Genomic DNA, 19,120 nt, shown 5'->3' with positions numbered 1-19,120 from the left:
AATCGTAGAAAGTCGGCGCGGTCCCGAGGGCCTGCAAATCGTTGTATTTTTGCTCGGCCAAGGCGAGATATTCGGCTTTGCTCATGGCGGTGGTGGGGGAGGTAGGCATGACACAAGTTACCAATACGCCGCGACAATTTGAATTGCACCCTTACGAACTCATTTACCGGTTTAAAATCCCGGGCTATTCTTAAAGTGGGCAAAGCGTCCCATAATGGGATTGGAGTAGCTGGCTTTTTCTGTTCAGTGCATCAGGAGAAGCCATTGCTGACCTTGCTTATGAAGCAGGGCCCACATCGCCGCATCGAATACCAGCAGAAAACCGCCCTGCACCCACAGGGAGCGGCCAAACCCCGCCAACCGCGCTGGCTGCGACCGGGCGGGCTGGCCGGCCAGGGCCCGCAGGTAGAAACCGGTCATGATATAAGCCGCATCCAGACCGGTATTGAACAAAAACAGGTTCTCATTCAGCAATTGCTCCCGGAATAAGTCGCTGAGGTGCAGGCTGGGGGGTGGGCCGGCGTGCAGCTGCCACAAGCCCCACCCCGCCAGCCCGGCATTCACTAGCCCCCAGCCCAGGTTCATGCCATGAAAATGAAATGATTCGAGGTGGCGGGGCGTACGTGCGGCCCGGTAGCCGCTCACCACCACGTTGAGTACGGCCCAAGCGGCTAAAACCGACAGGCCCCGGCTCAGGAGCAAGTCGCGGGCTTCAACAATGAATTCAGGGTGTGGCATGGCAAAAGGCAGGATTGGGATGTGGAAGCTGTTTAGAAAGTCAGCAAACGGGCTCATGCAGCGCGTAGTGAAGAATGACTGATTGGCGAGTTTCTAAACAGCTTCACGGGTAACAAAAAAAGGAAGCCCATTGGGCCTCCTTTTTAGTAGCAATGGAAATGTAGTGGAAAGGGAAGGTTATTGGGTGAAGCCGATGCCCAGGTAAATCTGGAATAAGTTGTTGTAAACCTTGCTGTCAGAGAAATCAGACCTGATAGTGCCAGCCGTGTTGGCACCGTCTTCAAACAGCTTGCCCAAACTCAGGTTGTAGCGCGCACCAAGGCGGGCCGGCCCCAACCGGGCTTCGAGCCCGCCCACGCCCCCAAAGTCGAGGGAGTTGAAGCCATTGGAGTCAATGTCGAGGCTCTCGCCACCCTGACGGATATTGGTGAGCAGCGACACCTGCGGCCCGACGTGGAAGCTGAGGGTTTCGGTGAAGTTGCCCACGAACATGACGGGCAACGAGATATAATCCATGCGGAATCTTTGCGGTGCAGTTGGGTTGGCCACGCTGGTTTTACCCTCGAAGCCCTGGCGCGAATACAGCAGCTCGGCCTGTACCGAAGCAAACTCGCTGAAGCCAAACTGCCCAAATACACCAGCATGCACGTCGTTACGAGCTTCGCGGTCGATGCCGCCGATGTCGTCGCCGCGCAGGCCGTTCAGGTTGTAGCCGCCCTTGATGCCGAAGCCGGTGTTGCGCGAGTCGGTGGTGCCGCCGCCGGTATAGTCTTTAGAAGACATTTCGCCACCCGGCCGGGCCTGTGCGAAAGCGGCCGTAGAAGTAGTAGCAGCGAATAACAAGAATAAAAGTGTCTTTTTCATGAGTAAAATAGAATGAGGAGGATGGGCCAGTGACCTGGGGAAGATTACTATTCCCGTTCGCACCTATACTTTACCGGGGCCAGAAAGTTGCCTGTCCGGCGAGACAAGCTGAAAAAAGGGTTGCTTGCCCGTGCGCCCGTGCACTACCTTTGGGGCCGCAGCCCGGCTTAATGCCGGGCTGGCCTGGGGTGTTAGCTCAGTTGGTTCAGAGCGCCACCCTGACACGGTGGAGGTCGTTGGTTCGAGCCCAATACGCCTCACGAAAACCCTCATTGCGGCAAGCAATGAGGGTTTTTTGTTGGACCAGTACCTGCCGCTGCGAGCCGGCCCAATTCCATGATACCTACAAAGAGCGGTTCCGAACTGTTGTAGGAACGCGCCTGAGAACGTTCAGCGCCTGACCGGGACGTTGCCCTTGCCGTTGGCTCTCAGGCGCCGAACGCGCCAAGGCGCGTTCCTACAACATGCGTTGGCCTGTCGCCTGGTTGGGGCCGTGGCCTTGTGACATCCGCGCCCTAGCCACCGGCCCATTTGCCCGTGCACGGACTTCAAAATCGCGTTAAGTATAAAAAAAACAAGCCCCGGCCGCGCACGGTCAGGGCTTGTTTTTGATGTCTCTGGAGTTTCCTCAGCTTTGCCAGCAGCTGGTGTTCGGATTCGCATTGGCAATTAGCATCATAGCCGTCAGACAAGCAAGCGCCCCGGTGCATAATTCGCTATTTCATAACCTGGCCCAACGGTGGCCGCCCGGTGTAAGGCAGGCGTTTGAACCCGGCGCCGCGGCCAGATGGGCCGCTCGTTGGTTATTGCGCCATGCTTCCCATTGCCTTCGCACCCAACTACGCCCACCCGCTGCCAGCCGGCCACCGCTTCCCGATGCTGAAATACGAGCTACTGCCCGTGCAGCTACTACGCGAAGGCACGGCGGCCGAAACCGATTTTTTTGTGGCCACGCCGCCCGCTGAGGCCGATATTCTGCTGGTGCACGAGGCCGGGTACTACCAACGGCTGCGGCTGGGCCAGCTCACGCGGCAGGAGGAGCGGGCCACTGGTTTTCCGTGGTCGGCCGCGCTGTTTGAGCGGGAGATAACCATTCTGGGCGGCACCATTGCGGCGGCCCGGCTAGCGCTGACGCACGGCGTGGCGTTCAACATCGCCGGCGGCACGCACCATGCGTTTCGGGACCGGGGCGAGGGATTTTGCCTGCTCAACGACCAGGCCGCCGCTGCCGCCTGGCTGCTGGCGCACGTGCCAGCCGTGAAAAAAGTCCTCATCGTGGACCTCGACGTGCACCAGGGCAACGGCACGGCGGCCATTTTCCGGCACGAGCCGCGGGTGTTCACCTTCTCCATGCACGGGGCCCGCAACTACCCGGCCCGCAAAGAAATTTCCGACCTCGACCTGCCGCTACCCGATGGCACCGACGACGCCCTCTACCTGAAGCTGCTGGGCGAAACACTACCGCGTCTGCTCGACGAAGTGCAGCCCGACTTCGTGTTTTACCTGGCCGGCGTCGACGTGCTGGCTACCGATAAGCTGGGCCACCTCGCCCTCACCCGCGCCGGCTGCCAACAGCGCGACGAACTGGTCTTGGGCAGTTGCCACCGGCACCGCCTGCCAGTTGTGGTGTGCATGGGCGGCGGCTATTCCGAGCGCATCATCGACATCGTAGAAGCCCACGCCAATACTTACCGGGTAGCCGCCGGGCTTTTCAGCTAACGATTAATAAGTTAACAATGAACAGTGGTCAAGCTCAATCAAATAATTTTAAATGACACTCACTGTTAATTAGTTGTACAAAAAAAACGCACATCGAATAACTGGCAGCCAATTGATAATAAAAGCTTGCAGCTTGTCGCTCAATGCTTGCAGCTGACTACTCACTTGTTAACTGAAAATCACCTGCCAGCGGAAGGCCCAGCGCCAGCGCAGCTCGTAGTGCGTGATGCCCGCGCGCTGCAACAACCCCACCCAATCGTGCCGGCGGAAGGCGCGGGCTACGGACAATGGCGCATCGTGCCGCACCAGGTAGGAGCCGCCGAGCAGCCGCGTGAGCCACTTAATGCTGTGGTAGGCCAGCCAGTGCCGGTGCAGGTCGTTGATAACCACCGCTACTTGTGCCTGCTGCTGCCACTGCCGCAGCAGCGTCACCAGCTCGTCGTCCTCGAAATGGTGGCAGAACAGGCTGCACGTAACAATGTCGTAGGGCTGGGCTTGGAATTCCGGCGCGAAAATATCGAACTGCCGGTAGCTGATTTCGGGATACGCCCGGCTTTTGGCCGTCGCGTAGTCCAGCATAAACTGGTTGGCGTCGATGCCCGTTAGTTCGACGGCAACCTGGTTTTTGCGCGCCCAGCGTGCGATGTGGCGCAGGGTATCGCCGCCGCCGCTGCCCAGGTCGGCCACGCGCAGGGGGCGGCCGGCGGGAAACCGAGGCTTCAGCCGCCGCAGCGCGTCGAGCACCGGCGCGTAGCCGCCCAGCCAGGTGTTGATGGTTTCCAGCTCGTCGAGGTTCTGGCGCAGGTCGTCGGTGGCCAGCGTCAGGTCGTCCATCAGCTCCGGGCCGGAAGCTCGTTCAGTCAACATCTATCAATTAACATTTAACAATTCGGGCAACGGTGCCGAAGCAGCGGATTTCTGCTGCTGTTTTTCCTCAGTTAATTGCTCCTGAAAGGGCAGCGGACTGTTTTTGGATGAAATCTCCAGCAGCATGGCTTCCATGGTAAGGCCCGGCCCGAAGGCGAAGCTGAGCACCGGCGCGCCGTGGTCGGCCGGGGTGGCGTGAGCCAGCACCTCGCGCAGCACAAACAGCACCGTGGCCGACGACATGTTGCCGTAGTCGCGCAGCACGCGGTAGGCGTGGCGGTTGTCGTCGCGGGTCAGGCCCAGCTCGGTTTCGATGGTTTCGAGAATCTTGCGGCCCCCGGGATGAATGGCGAAATGCCGGATGTCGGCCAGCTGCACGGGCAGGCTGCTCAGGAGCCCGTCGGTGAGGCTGCGAATGCCGCGCTGAATGAGTTTGGGCACGTAGCCGCTCAGCGTCATCTCGAAGCCAAAGTCGTTGATGTGCCACGCCATATCGTCGTGCCCGTCGGGCTCCAGGCCGCAGTGGAAGCCTTGCAGGGCCAGGCTGGGCGCGCCGTTGGGCAGCGGCGCGGCTTGCACGAGGCAGGCCGCCGCGCCATCGCCAAACAAAGCGTTGCTGATGAGGTGGTCTTCCTCGGGGCTTTTCTGGAAATGCAGGGTGCACAGCTCCACGCTCACGATGAGCACGCGGGCCTCGGCATCGGCCCGGCAAAAGGCATCGGCCAGCTTCACGGCATTCACGGCGGCATAGCAGCCCATGAAATTTACGCAGGTGCGGCGCACGTTAGACTTTAGGCCCAGCGCCTGCACCAGCTCAATATCCAGGCCTGGCGCGTACATGCCCGTGCAGCTTACTGTGACGAGGTGGGTGATGCTGGCCGGTGCTATGTCGGGCACCTGATGCAGGCAGTGGCGCACGGCTTCGATGGCCAGGGGCAGGGCCTCGCGCCGGTACACGGCCATGCGCTGCCCCACGCTCGGAAACGGCTCCAGCGTGGGCGTGTTAGGAAAAAACGTGTAGTCGCCATTGGCCCGGCCATAGTCGGGCAGCACCGAGTAGCGGTGCTCAATGCCCGACACCCGGTAGAGGGCCCGCAGCTTGCGCTTTTCATCGTCGCCGAAGGCCAGGGCCTGCGCCATGAAGTCGGCAATTTGCGACTGAGCGATGCGGTGAACAGGATTGGCAGTGCCGATGGCACCTAAATAACTCGGCATTGCGGAGTGAATTACGATTCTGGATGCAGGTATTATCAGAGTAGCTCGGGCGATGAATGTACGGCCGCACCACTCATTAACGCCACTACTTACGGTACAACAAACGTTTTTGCGCTTTGCTTCGATGAAATAGGGCTAATAAGATTTCGGCGTCGCGGTTGCGGTGGGCTGGCCGGGCACCATGCTCGGTCGGCCCGCAAAACTGCGCTGCGGCGAAAGTAAGGCGACGGCCAGTGCTCAGCCTCCCCACCCGATTCGGCCGGGCCTGCCTGAATGCCCGGCCCAAACCAACACACGGGCCGCTTGGTACAGCTCTTGAATATCAAAAAAACAATAGCCAAAACTCAAAATGGCTGGCCGTGGGTGCGGCGCATCAGCGACTGCACCGCCCCCGGCCAGTGCCGCAGCCCGCCTATCACCAGCTCGCTTAGCACCGGCCCGCCAAACAGCCCCTGCACCGCCCGGCCCACCCGCAGCCGCGCCGCAAACTGCGCGTGCCAGGCCCGCGAATAAGCCGTTTCCATCTCGGCCCGCGTGGTTTTGGCGCTCAGAAAATCGTGCGCCGCCGCCGCGCCCAGCGCCGCGCCGTGCAGCGCCATGGCCATGCCATTGCCGCAAAGTGGCGTGATGAGGCCGGCCGCGTCGCCGCACATCAGGATGTGCTGCTCCACCGGCTGCTTGGGCGCGAAGGAAATCTCGTTGATGACTTCGGGCTGCGGGTAGAGCCGTTCGGCCGCGTCGAGGATTTCGCGCAGGCGGGGGTTTTTGGCTAGCACCTCGCCCTCCATGCCCGCAATGGTGCCGTGGCGCCGCAGGTTTTGGCGCGACGTGAGGTAGCAAAAGCACAGCTTATCCTCCTCAATGGCCGAGATGCCCGCGTAGCCATCGGCGAAGTTGTGCAGCGCAATCAGGTCGCGCGGGAAGCCGGGCAGGCGCAGGTGGTATTTCACCCCCAGGTAGGGCGAGCGCCGGGTGAAAAAGGGCCGTTGCAGCTGCCGGTCGAGGTTGGCGCGCTTGCCATAGGTGCCCAGCACCACGCGGGCCGTCAGGGTACGGCCGTCGGCCAGGGCCACCTGGTGCTGGTCGGTGGCGGCGTCGTAGGTCACGTCAGTCACCGTGTTTTTCAGATGAAAGACCACGCCCCGGTCCACGGCCAGGTGGTACAGGAAATTATCCAAGGCGTAGCGGCTCACCCCAAACCCGCCCAGGTCCAGCCGGGCGCTGAGGCCCCGGCCGCCCGGCGACGTGAGCAGGAACTGGCTGATGGCGGCCGGGGCCAGCGCGGCGGGGTCGGCGTGCAGGCGCCGCAGGTAGGGCAGCACCTCGTTGCTCACGTATTCGCCGCACACCTTATGAAACGGGTACTGCTTGCGCTCCACTACCGCTACCTGGTGCCCGCGGCCCGCCAAATCCAGGGCGGCAGCCAGGCCGGCCAGGCCGCCGCCTATCAGAAGTATTTCCACGTAACCTTTTTTAATTAAAATCAGAATTAAAAGAAGTAGAAACCGTAATTTATCGGGCTTTTGATATATACTACTAGGCCTGATGCCCACGCGCTTGTACCTTTGTCAACTTAAATCAATCCTACTCGTTAAGCCCTAGCGCGCCGCGCTTGTTCCCGCCCTCGAACTTACCCGTTAATATGATGCCACGCCTACTATTATCTCTTTTATTAACGGGCTGCCTCAGCCTCGGTTTTGGGCCGCTGCCCAACAGCCTGCCTATTGCTTCGGCAGCTACCGTAGCCCGCCCCGGCCAGCAAGGCAAGCCCGGCGATGACCGCACCCTACTGGTTTATCCCAACCCGTCGACCGGCATTGTGCACCTGACAATCAATAACTTGCAGGGTAAAAAGGTGGCCTTGAGCGTGCTCAACGTCATCGGAACGGTGATGTACCGCGAAACGCTGACCGAGATGAATGACCGGTACACCAAAATGCTCGACCTCAGCAAGTTTGCCAATGGTTTGTACTACGTGCGCCTCGAAGCCGACAACACCAGCCAGATGTGTAAATTGGTGATTCGCTAACAGCAACTGGCAGGTAATTACGACAAATAAAAAAAGCAGCCCATCGGCTGCTTTTTTTATGGAATAAATCGAGACAAATTATTTTACCCGAACCCGCACGGGAATCAGAGCGGGTTTCGCGTTGGAAGTCTTGTGGAGGGCGATGAGGGCAGTGGTTGCCAGGAAGCCGAGCGTGAGAATTAACATAATACTTAAGAGAAAGCAGGTTAATAAAATCAGCTTTTGCCCGAGGGCAGCAGCTCATCCATACAACCGGTAAAAGGAGGTTCGGGTTTCAACAAGATTAGGGCATCTGCAGCAGCGCGGTCACCACGCGCCGGGCATCGGGGCCGGCGCCATAAAGCAGCGCCGAGCGGCGGCTGTCAAGCCAGTTGAGGCCTAAAAAAGCCACGCCGGGCGCCTCCGTGAGGCCACGGTGGTGCCGGGGGCTGCCATCGGCTTCCAGAATGGGCAGCTCTACCCAGCCATAGTCGGGCCGGTAGCCGGTGGCCCACACCACCGCTTCGAGCGGTTCGGAGGTTGCCCGCCGCCCCTGAATGGCACCCGAAGGCAGCGCAGCTTCAGCCCGCCCAATAAACCGGACGTTGGCAAAGCGCCGCAGCTTGGCTAAGTCGCCGCTTACCACTGGTTCGGGGCTGTGGTACATTTTGCGGCCCAGGGCCGTGTGCCGGGAAACGCCCAGCAGGCCGGTGAGGGCCAGAAACCCCCACATGAGCCGGTTGTTGGGCATGGCCGGCGTCTTTTCGTCAAAAGCCATGTACACCGGCCGGCCGGCGGCGGCAATGTCGGCGGCAATCTGCAGGGCCGAGTTGCCGCTGCCCACCACGGCCACGGGGCCCGTGCCGGGTAGCTGGGTGGGGCGCTGGTAGTCGCGGCTGGGCAGCTGCAGCACGGCCGCGGGCAGCAGCGGCGCCCACACCGGAATTTTGGGGCGGGTGTAGGGGCCGGTGGCGATGATAACCCGCCGGGCGGCGTAGGTGGGGCCGTCTGCTGTTTCCACCACGTAGCCGGCCGGGCCTGGGGCCAGGCGGGTTACCCGGCGGTTGAGTTCGATGGGGAAGTTGAAATGGGCGGCGTACTGGCGCAGGTAGGCCGTGGTTTCGTCGCGCGTGGGGTAGTGCGTGGCGGCGCCCGGCCACGGCAGGCCCGGCAGGCCGCTCACCCCGGCCGGCGAAAACAGGCGCAGCGAATCGTAGCGGGTGGCCCAGGCGGCGCCGGCGGCAGGCGCAGCATCCAGCACCCGAAAATCAACCTTGGCCTGCTGCAAATAGTAGGCGGCGGCCAGCCCGGCCTGGCCCGCCCCAATTACCACGGTATCGGTGCGAATAAGGGGCGCGGGAGCAGAAGTATCGGCGGGGCGCATGGGTTAGCGTTCCGGAAATTCAGCTCGCAGGTCGGCCATTACCTGTTCGGTGGTGGCGCGCACCTGCGCTACCTGCTGGGCCGCGAGGAGTGGGGTAGGTGGGGTGGCGCCGTAGTTTTCGATTTCACGGATGATGTGCCGCAGGCTCTCCACGCCCAGGCCGTCGAGGGAGCTTTTGAGGTGGTGGGCCGCGTCGCCTACCTCTTCCCAGTTGCCGCGGGTGAGGGCTTCGTCGAGGGCGGCGAGAATGGCAGGCGTGGTTTCGATAAAGGCCCAGGCCAGGCGGCGAACGATGGCCTCGTCCTGGCGCACCAGTTGGCGTACGTTGCTCAGGTCGTACAAAGGAGTGGCAGAAGTCATGGCGGCGGTAGGATTACAGAGCGGTGGGGGGGCGGCGAGGAGCTGCTGGCGGGCCAGCACGGCGTGCATGGTTTCCAGCAGCTGTTCTTCGCGGTAAGGTTTGGCAAGATAACCGGCAAATCCATTTGCCTGAAGCCGTTCGGCCTCGCCGGCCTGGGCGCGGGCCGTGAGGGCGATAACGGGCGTGGCGGCCCGCACGGGGTCGGGGTGCTCGCGCAGGAAGCGGGCGGCTGTCTCGCCGTCCATGCCGGGCATCTGGATGTCCATGAGCACCAGGTCGAACGAGCGGTGCTCGAACAGCTGAATGGCTGCTGGGCCGCTGGTGGCGGTGGTTACCTGCCAGCCCCAGTTGCGCAACACTGTTTCGGCCAGCAAGCTGTTCACCAGATTATCCTCGACCAGCAAAATGCGTCCGCCCGCCGGGGCCACGGACGGGGTTCGTTCCCGTGTAGTACCGGGCGCAGCGGCGGCTGGCACCGGCGGAAAAGCCAGCGTGAAGGCGAATGTGCTGCCCTGGTCCACTTCGCTGCTCACTTGCAGCACGCCGCCCATCAGCCGCACCAGGCCCTCCGAAATACTCAGCCCCAGGCCCGTACCGCCGTACTCGCGGTCGGTGCTGGCGGCAGCCTGGGCAAACGGCTCGAACACTTTGGCGAGGGTTTGGGGCGACATGCCCACGCCCGTATCGCTCACCGTGAACTGCAGCCAGACCGTGCCCGCCAGCTCGGTGGGGTTGCGCGGGGGCGGCACGGCCCGGCACCGCAGCAGCACCTGGCCGGTGATGGTGAACTTGATGGCGTTGCTGACCAGGTTGAGCAGCACCTGTCGCAGGCGGTGGGCATCGCCGAGCACCGGGGGCAATGCCGTGGGCTTCGACACGCGCAGGCGCAGGCCTTTCTCGCGGGCCCGCGGCCGTAGCAGCGCAGCACACCCCAAAAGCAGCTCTTCGGGGTTGAAGGGGGCCGTTTCGGGGCGCAGCTTGCCGGCGCCAAGGCGGGCGGTAGTCAGCACGTCGTTGAGCACCATGAGCAGGTGGTCGGCCGACTCGGCCAGCAGCCGCAGGTAGTCGTGCTGGCTGCGGCTGAGCGTGGTTTTAGCCAGCACGCTGGTCAGGCCCAGAATGCCGTGCAGCGGCGTGCGAATTTCGTGGCTCATGTTGGCCAAAAAGTCCTGCTTAGCCTGCGCGTCTACTTCGGCCGTGGCAATGGCCGTTTCCAGCGCCAGCTGCGTGCGCTTGAGCTCGGTAATGTTGCTATCTGCTCCCAGCACCTGCGCGGTGCCATCGGTGCGCACAAACAGCCGTTTGACGCTGCTAAACCAGGCCACCTCGCCGTTGGGGTAGGTGTAGGATTCCTCGATGTTTAAATCCTGGCCCGTGCTCAGTACCTGCTGGTCCTGGGCCAGGTAGCGCTCGGTGTCGTGGGTGCTGGCAGCGGGCACGTTGTGCTCGCCTTTGCGCAGCAGCTCTTCCGGCGTGGTTCCGTACAGGGCGGCCATGGCCGAATTGGCCAGCAAGTAGTTGCCGTGGCCATCCTTGAGGTAGACGGGATGCGGCAGGGCGTCGATAACCTGCCGGAACAGGCGGTGCTGCTCGGCGATGTGTGCCGTATCGGCCCGGCTGCGCTCGTCGGCAGTGCGCCGTTCGGTGATGTTTTCGGCCACGCCGATAATGCTGACAACCCGGCCATCGGCCGCGCGCGCAAACGGAGCGTGCGTGCCGCGCAGCCATCGCAGCTCCCCATCGCGGTGGTGCACGGCAAATTCGATGGTTCGCGTTTCGCCATCGGGCAGCCGGGCTACCAGCGCAAAATGCTCCCGCACCTGTCTGAATGTTTCGGGAGGCATCACCGCCGCCAGCAGCATTCCTTCGGGGAAGGCCAGCAGCTCCTCGCTGCTGTAGCCCATCACCTGCTCGGTGCGCCGGTTCGAATAGGTGTTGCGCTCCTGGTCGAGGTCGTAGATGTAGAGGAGATTGGGCACCATGTCCACTACCTGCCGCAGTAGGTGGCGGCTCTGGCGCAGCTCTTCCAGGGCGGCGCGGTGGCGGGTTACGTCTTCGGCACTGCCCAGCATTTCCACTGCCTGCCCGGTGGGGTCTTTGGTCCCCGCCTGCAGGCGAATGCGCAGCCACCGCCAGCTGCCGTCGCGGTGGCGCAGGCGACAGTCCCAATTCAGACCATGGCCTTCGGTCAGCAGTGCAGACAGGTTGCTTTGCCGCACTTGCGTGAGCGAATCGGGGTGCAGCAGCTTGGGGCCCAGCTCCTCGCCCAAGTGCAGCAGCTCCTGGCCACTGTAGCCCAGCACCGTTTGGCAGTGCTGGTTGCAGCGCAGCAGCCGGCGCCGCTGCAAATCGTAGCTGAACAAGATGAGCGGAACCTTATCGGCCAGGGCTTGGGGAAACAGCAGGGAGTCTTCAGGCGGCAGTTCTGGTTGGGTACCTGCCGCGTCGCGGGCCGGGCGCCCGGCCACCCGGCGCCCGGCGGGCACGGCCGGCCGGCGGCTCACACGGAAGGAACGGGAGTAGCGCATCATGGGACAAGCGTATCGGTGGTGGCCAGTGAGAAGCAAATAAACACCATCGCGGCATTATTAACCTATGTGCAACTCCTCTTGTTGAATCATGCGGTAGATAGTGGACTTGCCGATGCTGAGCCGGGTTGCCACGGCCAGCACGTCGCCGTTCGTCTCATCCAGGCATTTTTGCACAATGGCCGTGGTTTGCTCTCGCAGCGAGCGTTGGGCACCGGGCGTTTGCATGGCATGGCCCGAGCGCAGGGGCAGGTCGGTGGCCTGAATCAACTCGCCATCGGCCAGCACCGTGGCTAGCTCCACCACGGCTTTCAGCTCGCGCACGTTGCCGGGAAAGGGGTGCTCCAGCAGCCGGGCCCGGGCGCATTCCGTGAACTGGCGCGGCGGCAGGTTGTTGAGGGAGCAGAACGCGCGCACAAAGGCATCGGCCAGTAGCAGCACGTCGTTGCCACGCTGGCGCAGGGGGGGCAGCACCACGGGCAGGCCCAGCAGGCGGTAGTACAGGTCTTCGCGGAAGCGGCCGGCCTGCACTTCGGCCAGCAGGTCGCGGTGAGTGGCCACAATCAGGCGCACGTCAAAAGCCACGGTCTGGTTGCCGCCCACGCGGGTTACTTCCCGCTCTTGCAGCACCCGCAGCAGCTTGGCCTGCAGGCTCAGGTCGAGGTCGGCTATTTCGTCCAGAAACAGGGTGCCGCCGTTGGCTTCTTCCAGCCGCCCCACCCGGCGGGTTACCGCCCCGGTAAAGGCGCCCTTTTCGTGCCCGAACAGCTCGCTCTCCACCAGCTCGCGCGGAATGGCGGCCATGTTCACGGCCACAAAGGGCTTGCTGGCCTGGCTCGATTGAAAGTGAATGGCTTTGGCCACCAGCTCCTTGCCGGTGCCGGTTTCGCCACTCACGCTCACGGTGATGGTGGTGCGGGCTGCCTTGGCAATGAGCGTGTGCACCAGCTGCACGGTGGCGTGCTCGCCCAAAATGGCCTGCCCCGGCCCAAACCGCCCCCCAATTTGCTGTCGGAGCTGGGTGTTTTCGCGCCGCAGACTGGCCTGCTCACTCACTTTGCTCACAATGTTCCAGAGACGGGCCAGCGTGTTTTCGTCTTTCACCAGGTAGTCGTAGGCCCCCTGGCGCAGCATAGTCACGGCCGTAGTTACATCTTCCTGGCCCGAAATCACGATGACTTCGGTCGTCGGTAGTCGCTCCCGAATCTGCCGGAGCACCTGCTCGCCCTTGCTGTCGGGCAGGGAGTAATCCAGGGTGATGAGGTCGGGCAATTCGCCGAGTTGGTCGAGGCAGGCACGCGCCGTGGTAAACCGCTGCACATCGTGGTTGGGGTTTTGGCCCAGGCGGTGCACCAGCAGCTCGCCGTACCACTCGTTGTCTTCGACTACAAAAATTTTGAAGGGTAGGGATAAAGCCATGCTTGGAATAATATAGGTAGCGCTCAGTTCAAGTGGAATCAGGCTACCCAGCGGCCTGATTCCAGTGGTGAATAGCTAAGTGGTATCGGAAAAATTACATTACAAAAGTAATCTTTTGTAGATAGACGAGCTAAAAAAACCCGACAAAACACGTCATGTACGAAACGAATGCGCGGTTGGATTGCTAGCAAAATTTTTTCTAATTCTCGATTTAGGAACAAATTCCAGTAATGGGACCGCTGGCTATGTATTGTATAAAAACTATGTAATTGACTGTTAAGTCAACAAGGAAGGGGGCTGACTCGTGGCAGCGGAATTGTATGAAGGTGAACGGCAGTGTGCCAATTGCTTAAATATTTTTCATCAGTTATCATGCGAATCGCTACTCCTACTTCCGTCTTACTAGCTCGAGTTCGGGTTCTCTCGTTTGTGGCGCTGCTTTATCTGCTTGCCGGTAGCGCATTCGCCGCCGCTCCCGACCCCACGTATTCAAACGCTGGCGCAGGGTCGATTACCAATTTTACTGCCTTCAGTAGCAATGCTATTTTATTGAACTTTTTGCGGTTCGATAAAGGAGTTGAAAATCCAGAGCGGGCAGGCGATACCAATCTGCAGAACTTTGCCACCCTCAATACTGCAATTGGGATTGCCAATTTCGAAACCATTCGCATGAGACTGAATGGAGCCGGGGGAGTAACAGGCGACCGGGCCGGCGTACTGGTGAGCCGACCAGTCAGTGGTAACAATCTGGTGAATCTGAATGCCTTGGGCGTGCTTCGTTTGGTTACGTACAATGGGGCCGATAAAATGCAGACGGTGGTGATATCGGCGGCGGTGGCCGAGAGCTTGTTGAATGGCATTGGCTCGCCCGTACAGTTGGAGTTCGTCGCTAGTACGCCGTTCACCGCCATCGAACTGCAGGTGGGGGGGCTTGCTACGCTGTCTTATAAACTCAGGGTGCACTACGCCTATGCCGTGCCCGCCCTGGTGCAACGGCCGGTACTGGGCCTGATATCGCGGTTTGCCGGAACCACCGCGGCGGAGCTGGCCCCTTACTACGGCACGGGCACCAAGGGCGTGGGCATCGTGAGCGTGTGCGGCTTTGCCGGCATCGCCAATCCTCAAAGGGCAGTGGACAAGGACCTGACCAACTTCGCAACCTTCAACAACCTGGCTACGGTGGCCTGCCCTTCGGCCCTGACGGTGGCCCTGGAAGGCAGCCAGCCCGCACCGGCCGGCTACTACGCCGGCTTTGTAATTGGCAGCGGCAGCGATGGCCTGCTCGATGCGAGTGTGCTGTCGGGCTTGCGGGTGACAACTTACCTCAACGGGGTGAAGAAGGAGTCGCAAACGGGCCTGGGGGTGCTGGAGCTGCGCGTGCTGCCCGATGGCAAAACCCAGGTGAGCTTCCCTTCAACCCTGGCTTTCGACGAAGTGAAAATTGAGCGCGTGGGCCTGCTGACGGTGCTCGACGACCTGGAAATCTACTACGGCTTCGGGGTAGAGGCCAAAGCATTTGAGGCCGAAACGGAAGTACTGTCGGATTTCGACTCCGGCGAAGCATCTGACCATGCCTCGGTTACGATTTCCGCACTGCTGTGCCTTAGTTGCCGTGTTGTGAACCCCGAAGGCGCGGCTGATAACAACCCGAATACCAATGCAGTAATCAAAGTGGGCATTGGCGTGGCCAACGTGGTGGAGCTGAAACTGGACCTCGACGCCGACGGCGGCAACTCAGGAGAAGCCGGTAACCGGGCCGGCGTGGTGCTGGACGCCGGGGACAATCTGCTCGACCTAACGCTGCTGGAGCGCATCACCGTCAGCACCTACGCTGGCAACCAATTGCTGGAAAGTGCATCGGGCAAGGCGTTGCTCTCCGTAACGCTGCTGCCCGATGGCCGTCAGGAGCTGTCCTTCCTCACCACTCAGGATTTTTCGGCCGTCTCGATTACTGTAAGTGGTCTGGCATCGGTTCTAACTAACATTACCGTGGCCTACGCCTTTGCCGATGACCGGGCCGGCGGCCTGCCCAACATCGTCGGGCCGCTGCCCGTGGAGCTCACCGCCTTCACCGGCAAGTGGGCCAACGGCGGCACCGACCTGAACTGGGCCACCGCCTCGGAAGCCAACAGCAGCCACTTCGTAGTGGAGCGGTCTACGGGCCGCGATGCCGCCTTCCAGGCCATCGGCCAGGTGCAGTCGGCGGGCAACAGCAGCCGTCTCCAGACCTATAAGCTGCGCGATTCGGACGCCGGTACCCAGGACGTTGCCATCCTGTACTACCGCCTGCGCCAGGTTGACGTGGACGGGCAGCAGGCGTATTCGCCGGTCGTGTCGGTGGCCATGGGCCCGCGCCGCGCCGTCGCGCCGCAGCTGTCGGTATATCCCAACCCAACTTCCGATAGCAAGGCCGTGATGGTTCAGCTTACCGACCTGCCCGCCGGCGGTACCGTGCAGACTTACTCGCAGCTGGGCCAGCTCCTGAGCCAGCGGCCGGTGAACGGGGCAGCGGCCAGCCTGGCACTGCCCACGCTCGTGCCCGGCCTCTACCACGTGGTGCTGCTCGATGCCGCCGGCCAGCGCGTGGCTACCCAGCGCCTGGTGGTGAGCGGCCGGTAGGTGACTGGCGCTCACTGCTCGTGCACCCCACCCCCTAGCCCCCTCCCCTCCGGGAGAGGGGGAACTAGTTTTTAGTCTTAACCCCTGTTTTCTAGCTTTTTAGAACTAGTGCTAATCCCCCCTCTCCCGGAGGGGAGGGGGCTAGGGGGTGGGGTGCACGAGCGCCGAGCGCCAGAATTTAATAGATTTATGACTAAGGTGTTAGATTGGTGTCAGGGCTGCGCATGGTCACTTATCAGAAAGCGTCAGCCAACCGGCCGGCGCTCTTTTTTATGCCGATGAGCAAGGAGCCGCCGGTGCAAAAAAAAGCACCGACCTACTGGCCGGTGCTTTTTGGGTTTTGGGCAGGCGTTTGCCTGCGGCGATGGAGCCTACTCCTTCACCAGGCGCTTCACTATCGCGCCTTCCTGGGCGTGGACGGTATAGATGCCCGTGGGCAAGAGTAAAATAAACGGCCAACGACTTAGCGCTGGGCAACACCCTTATGGGCCCGGCAGCGAAACGTGACGGTGACGGGCAGTGCCGTCCCAAAACGGTTATTGCCCCGCTGGCCTGCCAGATGAACCTCCTCAAAAAGATGCAGCTGCTCTCCTACGAGAACTTACTCCCGCCCGCTTACCGTAGCTGCGCTTCCAGCGCTAAACCAGTATGGTTCTGAGCCAGGGCGGACCGAAGGGTGGTGCCGCCGCGAAGCCCGCCGCCTAAGCCACAAGCGAAACGGAGAGACTCCTCGGCTGGCGCGAAGGTTTGTGGTCTGGAAGAAAGGTTTGCAGTCCGGAAGAAAGGTTTACAGTCCTGAAACGGTTGGCGAACATCCCGAAACGGTTGGCGAACATCCCGAAGCGGTTGGCGAACATCCCGAAGCGGTTGGCGAACATCCCGAAGCGGTTGGCAGGCATCCGGGAGCGTTTGGCGGGTGTCCCGAAGCGGTTGGCGAGTGTCCGGACGCCTGGGTTTTTGGTCCGGAAGCGGTTGGCGGGCGTCCGGAGGGAAGGGGCGGCGGTCCGGTTGTTTATAAAACCACGGCAATACCGGAATATTCGCTACGTTTGAGGGTACTTCTACCCTTAACGCTCAGCGATATGGACAATAACAAACTCGACGCCCAACTGCGGCGCGATACCGCCACCGCCGACGGCCTGCAAGCCGACAAGGCCCTCTACCAACCCCTGGAAGACGACATCGCGCCCCTGCGGACCGAGCATGCCGCCAACCTGGCCCAGGCCCGCCTGCTGGAAGACGCCGTGATGGGCGATGACAGCGGCACCGTGACCCAGCAGAAGGCGGGGGCCAAAACCCGCCTCAAGGCCCTGGCGCCCCGCCTGGCCGCCGCCCTGCAAGGCTACGCCGCCAGTGCCTCCAACCAGGACGAGGACCTGGCCGGCCGCGTGCGCTACTCCCGCTCCGAGCTGGCGGCGGCGGCCGATGGCAGCTTTGCCACCATGCTCACGGCGCTGCTGAAGGAGGCCCAGCCCCTGGCCGCCCAGATGGCCAAGCGCGAGTTCACGGCCGACGACCTGGCCGAGACGACCACCCAGCTGGCCCGCTTCGAGAAGAAACAAGCCGGCCAGCGCATCGCCGTGGTAGCGGGTGCTACCGACCGCAAACAACTCATCGCCCTGCTGCGCCGCAACGCCAACCTCATCAAGGAGATGCGCACGCAGCTCAGCGCCTACCAAAACTCGCCCACCAAGCACGAGGTGTGGCTGCGCTTCCAGGGCTACACCAAGCTCATCATCCTCGGCGGGGCCAAAGGCGGCCCGGCCGCGAAGCCCGCCGCCTAAGCCGCGGGAGAAACGAAAAGCCCCGTCAGTTGCTGACTTGTCCTTACCCACATCTTAGGGCTGGTTAAGCTGAGCGGCGAGCTGGACGCCTTCGACGAGTAAGCGCAGGCTCATCAGGCCGCGCCAGAGGGTTTGCCAGCCAGGTGGTCCGTCGCCTTTGCGGCCCAGGTGGCCGCCCAGGCCAGCCAAGGCATAATACACGTCGCGCACAGTCTGCACGGGTCGTGAACTGCGCAGCGTGAGGACCTGTAAAAAAGTCGCTTCCAGCCCCGCTGCCGTCGCCGGCAAGTCGGGTTGGAGGCGACTTTTTTCGCGCATATCCACTAGCGCCAATGCGACCACGCTGAGCAGGGCGACGGCGGCAAAAAGACGGTCAGCGGTTTGGAGCTGGAGCTTTTCGGCCCCCAGGCCCGTTTTCAGGGCTTTGTGAAAGTCCTCGATGAGCCAGCGGCTCACGTACTGCCGGGCGCAGGCGTGGGCCTGGGCAAAATCCGTGATGGGTTGGTCGCAGAGCAGCAGCCATTCCAGGGCGGGCGTGGCCGGGCCTGTGTCCCCGACTTGGGCGGCTTCCCAGACCCGTACCAGGGCGCAGGGAACCGGGTCCCCTTTGCCCGTCGCCGCGCCCGGTCGCTGGGGCGCACGCAGGGCCAGCGGGGGGCTGAAACTGACCTGGAGCAGCACTTCGCGGGCCGGCTGGCCCGGCCGGCCACGCAAGGCCAGGGTCAACTGGCCCGCCGAGGGCTGGGCCCGCGCCACGGCGAAGAGCCGCCCGGCGGGCGCTTTGTCGGCGCCGGCCACCAGGGCCCGGTCCTGGGCGGCGCGCACCACGAAGCCCAGGCCCTGGGCCCGGCACTGCTGCAGGTGCTCGTAGATGTCGGCCCCGCGGTCGGCCACCACCACCCAGCGCGCGTCCGGTGGCGGGCTGCCCACGTTGCGCAAGCTCCGGGACCAGAGCGCCGATTCGCGGACCCGGCCCTGGCGCAGGCGCGAGCCGCCGTGGAGATGGTCTTTTTCGGCCTCCGGCACCGGTTGACGGACGTGAAACTGCTGGTCCAACAGGCCCAGCAGCGGCAGGGCGGGCCGTTTGGCGGCCGGGTCGGGGTCCTGCACCGGCCAGCCGGCGGCCACCAACGAGTGCAGCAGTACGCCCTGGCTCGTGGCCTTGCCCGGCCCGACCGGCCCCAGGCCGGGCCGGCGCTCGTCGGCTTCGGGCCAGCTCAGTTCGCTCGTGTCTTCGACCAGCAGGTAGGTGCCCGGCTCCTGTAGCGCTTGGCGAACCACGGCCTGATGCGCCCCCTGCAGCGCCTCGGGCGTGGCCCTTGCACCGCCCAGCAAGCGATACGCCGCTTTACTGGCCCCCGCCTGGCCGGTCCCCAACTGCGGAATGGTGGCCCCCGGCTGCCGGGCCCAACCGGCGGCCAACTGCACCACCCGTCGGCTGCGGCGGGCATCGCCCAACACCGTGCCCCCAAAATGCGTCTGCGCCCACAGCTGCGGGTCGCAGAAATGCGTCGAAATACTCATCTCGCAAGCTACTAAGCCGGCCCCGCAAGAACCCACAAAAAAGCGCCGACCTGTTGGCCGGCGCTTTTCAAAGATGTGGGTAAGGACAAG

The 19,120-nt window shown here is 62.6% G+C and carries 14 protein-coding genes and 1 tRNA gene; 5 read left to right on the top strand and 10 right to left on the bottom strand.

Annotated features, from left to right (window positions below):
• Positions 1-243: 243 nt before the first annotated feature.
• The gene (locus GM79_RS08200; RefSeq protein ID WP_152559902.1) at positions 244-738 is read right to left on the bottom strand and encodes a DUF6992 family protein; all 495 of its coding nucleotides are present in this window, start codon (positions 736-738) and stop codon (positions 244-246) included.
• A 177-nt stretch (positions 739-915) separates the two neighbouring features.
• Positions 916-1,602, bottom strand: a complete 687-nt coding sequence (locus GM79_RS08195; protein ID WP_081867631.1) for a porin family protein — start codon at positions 1,600-1,602, stop codon at positions 916-918.
• A 185-nt stretch (positions 1,603-1,787) separates the two neighbouring features.
• Here GM79_RS08195 and GM79_RS08190 point away from each other — a divergent pair.
• Positions 1,788-1,862: transfer RNA gene (locus tag GM79_RS08190), tRNA-Val, on the top strand.
• Positions 1,863-2,415: 553 nt separating this feature from the next.
• The gene (locus GM79_RS08185) at positions 2,416-3,321 is read left to right on the top strand and encodes a histone deacetylase (RefSeq protein ID WP_035562056.1); all 906 of its coding nucleotides are present in this window, start codon (positions 2,416-2,418) and stop codon (positions 3,319-3,321) included.
• A 168-nt stretch (positions 3,322-3,489) separates the two neighbouring features.
• On the opposite strand, the gene GM79_RS08180 is transcribed toward GM79_RS08185, so the two are convergent.
• The 3 genes from GM79_RS08180 to GM79_RS08170 form a co-directional block, all read right to left on the bottom strand.
• Positions 3,490-4,188 carry a methyltransferase domain-containing protein gene (locus GM79_RS08180; RefSeq protein ID WP_035562053.1) on the bottom strand — a complete coding sequence of 233 codons (699 nt, stop codon included), beginning with the start codon at positions 4,186-4,188 and terminating at the stop codon, positions 3,490-3,492.
• A 3-nt stretch (positions 4,189-4,191) separates the two neighbouring features.
• Complete coding sequence (locus GM79_RS08175; protein ID WP_051718662.1) at positions 4,192-5,403, bottom strand: type III polyketide synthase; 1,212 nt, start codon at positions 5,401-5,403, stop codon at positions 4,192-4,194.
• Positions 5,404-5,747: 344 nt separating this feature from the next.
• Entirely contained in the window at positions 5,748-6,866 is a 1,119-nt protein-coding gene (locus GM79_RS08170; protein WP_035562050.1) for an NAD(P)/FAD-dependent oxidoreductase, read from the bottom strand.
• Between the two features lie 179 nt (positions 6,867-7,045).
• Here GM79_RS08170 and GM79_RS08165 point away from each other — a divergent pair, with 179 nt between their 5' ends.
• Positions 7,046-7,432: a T9SS type A sorting domain-containing protein gene (locus GM79_RS08165; RefSeq protein WP_051718661.1), complete on the top strand. Its 387-nt coding sequence runs from the start codon at positions 7,046-7,048 to the stop codon at positions 7,430-7,432.
• Between the two features lie 283 nt (positions 7,433-7,715).
• Here the strand turns inward: GM79_RS08165 and GM79_RS08160 are convergent, their stop codons facing one another.
• The 3 genes from GM79_RS08160 to GM79_RS08150 are packed head-to-tail and all read right to left on the bottom strand — an operon-like array spanning position 7,716 to position 13,103.
• Positions 7,716-8,795, bottom strand: coding sequence for a flavin-containing monooxygenase (locus tag GM79_RS08160; protein WP_051718660.1), 1,080 nt, complete (start codon positions 8,793-8,795; stop codon positions 7,716-7,718).
• A gap of 3 nt (positions 8,796-8,798) precedes the next feature.
• Positions 8,799-11,687, bottom strand: coding sequence for a PAS domain-containing hybrid sensor histidine kinase/response regulator (locus GM79_RS08155; protein WP_035562047.1), 2,889 nt, complete (start codon positions 11,685-11,687; stop codon positions 8,799-8,801).
• A gap of 57 nt (positions 11,688-11,744) precedes the next feature.
• Positions 11,745-13,103, bottom strand: a complete 1,359-nt coding sequence (locus tag GM79_RS08150; protein WP_035562044.1) for a sigma-54-dependent transcriptional regulator — start codon at positions 13,101-13,103, stop codon at positions 11,745-11,747.
• A gap of 669 nt (positions 13,104-13,772) precedes the next feature.
• Here GM79_RS08150 and GM79_RS22845 point away from each other — a divergent pair.
• Positions 13,773-15,722 (top strand): T9SS type A sorting domain-containing protein, encoded by a 1,950-nt coding sequence (locus GM79_RS22845; protein WP_161787139.1) that lies wholly within the window; start codon positions 13,773-13,775, stop codon positions 15,720-15,722.
• Positions 15,723-16,423: 701 nt separating this feature from the next.
• On the opposite strand, the gene GM79_RS24755 is transcribed toward GM79_RS22845, so the two are convergent.
• Positions 16,424-16,621: a hypothetical protein gene (locus tag GM79_RS24755; RefSeq protein WP_152559900.1), complete on the bottom strand. Its 198-nt coding sequence runs from the start codon at positions 16,619-16,621 to the stop codon at positions 16,424-16,426.
• Positions 16,622-16,804: 183 nt separating this feature from the next.
• On the opposite strand from GM79_RS24755, the gene GM79_RS08130 reads away from it, so the two are divergent.
• Positions 16,805-17,506, top strand: a complete 702-nt coding sequence (locus GM79_RS08130) for a hypothetical protein (protein ID WP_035562037.1) — start codon at positions 16,805-16,807, stop codon at positions 17,504-17,506.
• A 54-nt stretch (positions 17,507-17,560) separates the two neighbouring features.
• Here the strand turns inward: GM79_RS08130 and GM79_RS08125 are convergent, their stop codons facing one another.
• A complete protein-coding gene (locus GM79_RS08125) occupies positions 17,561-19,030 on the bottom strand; it encodes an IS4 family transposase (RefSeq protein WP_035561936.1) in 1,470 nt (489 codons plus the stop codon).
• Positions 19,031-19,120: the final 90 nt, after the last annotated feature.

This window comes from Hymenobacter sp. IS2118, from assembly GCF_000715495.1.
GTDB lineage: Bacteria > Bacteroidota > Bacteroidia > Cytophagales > Hymenobacteraceae > Hymenobacter.
Note: the sequence above shows the minus strand (reverse complement) of the source record. Positions and strands in the feature narration are given on the sequence as shown.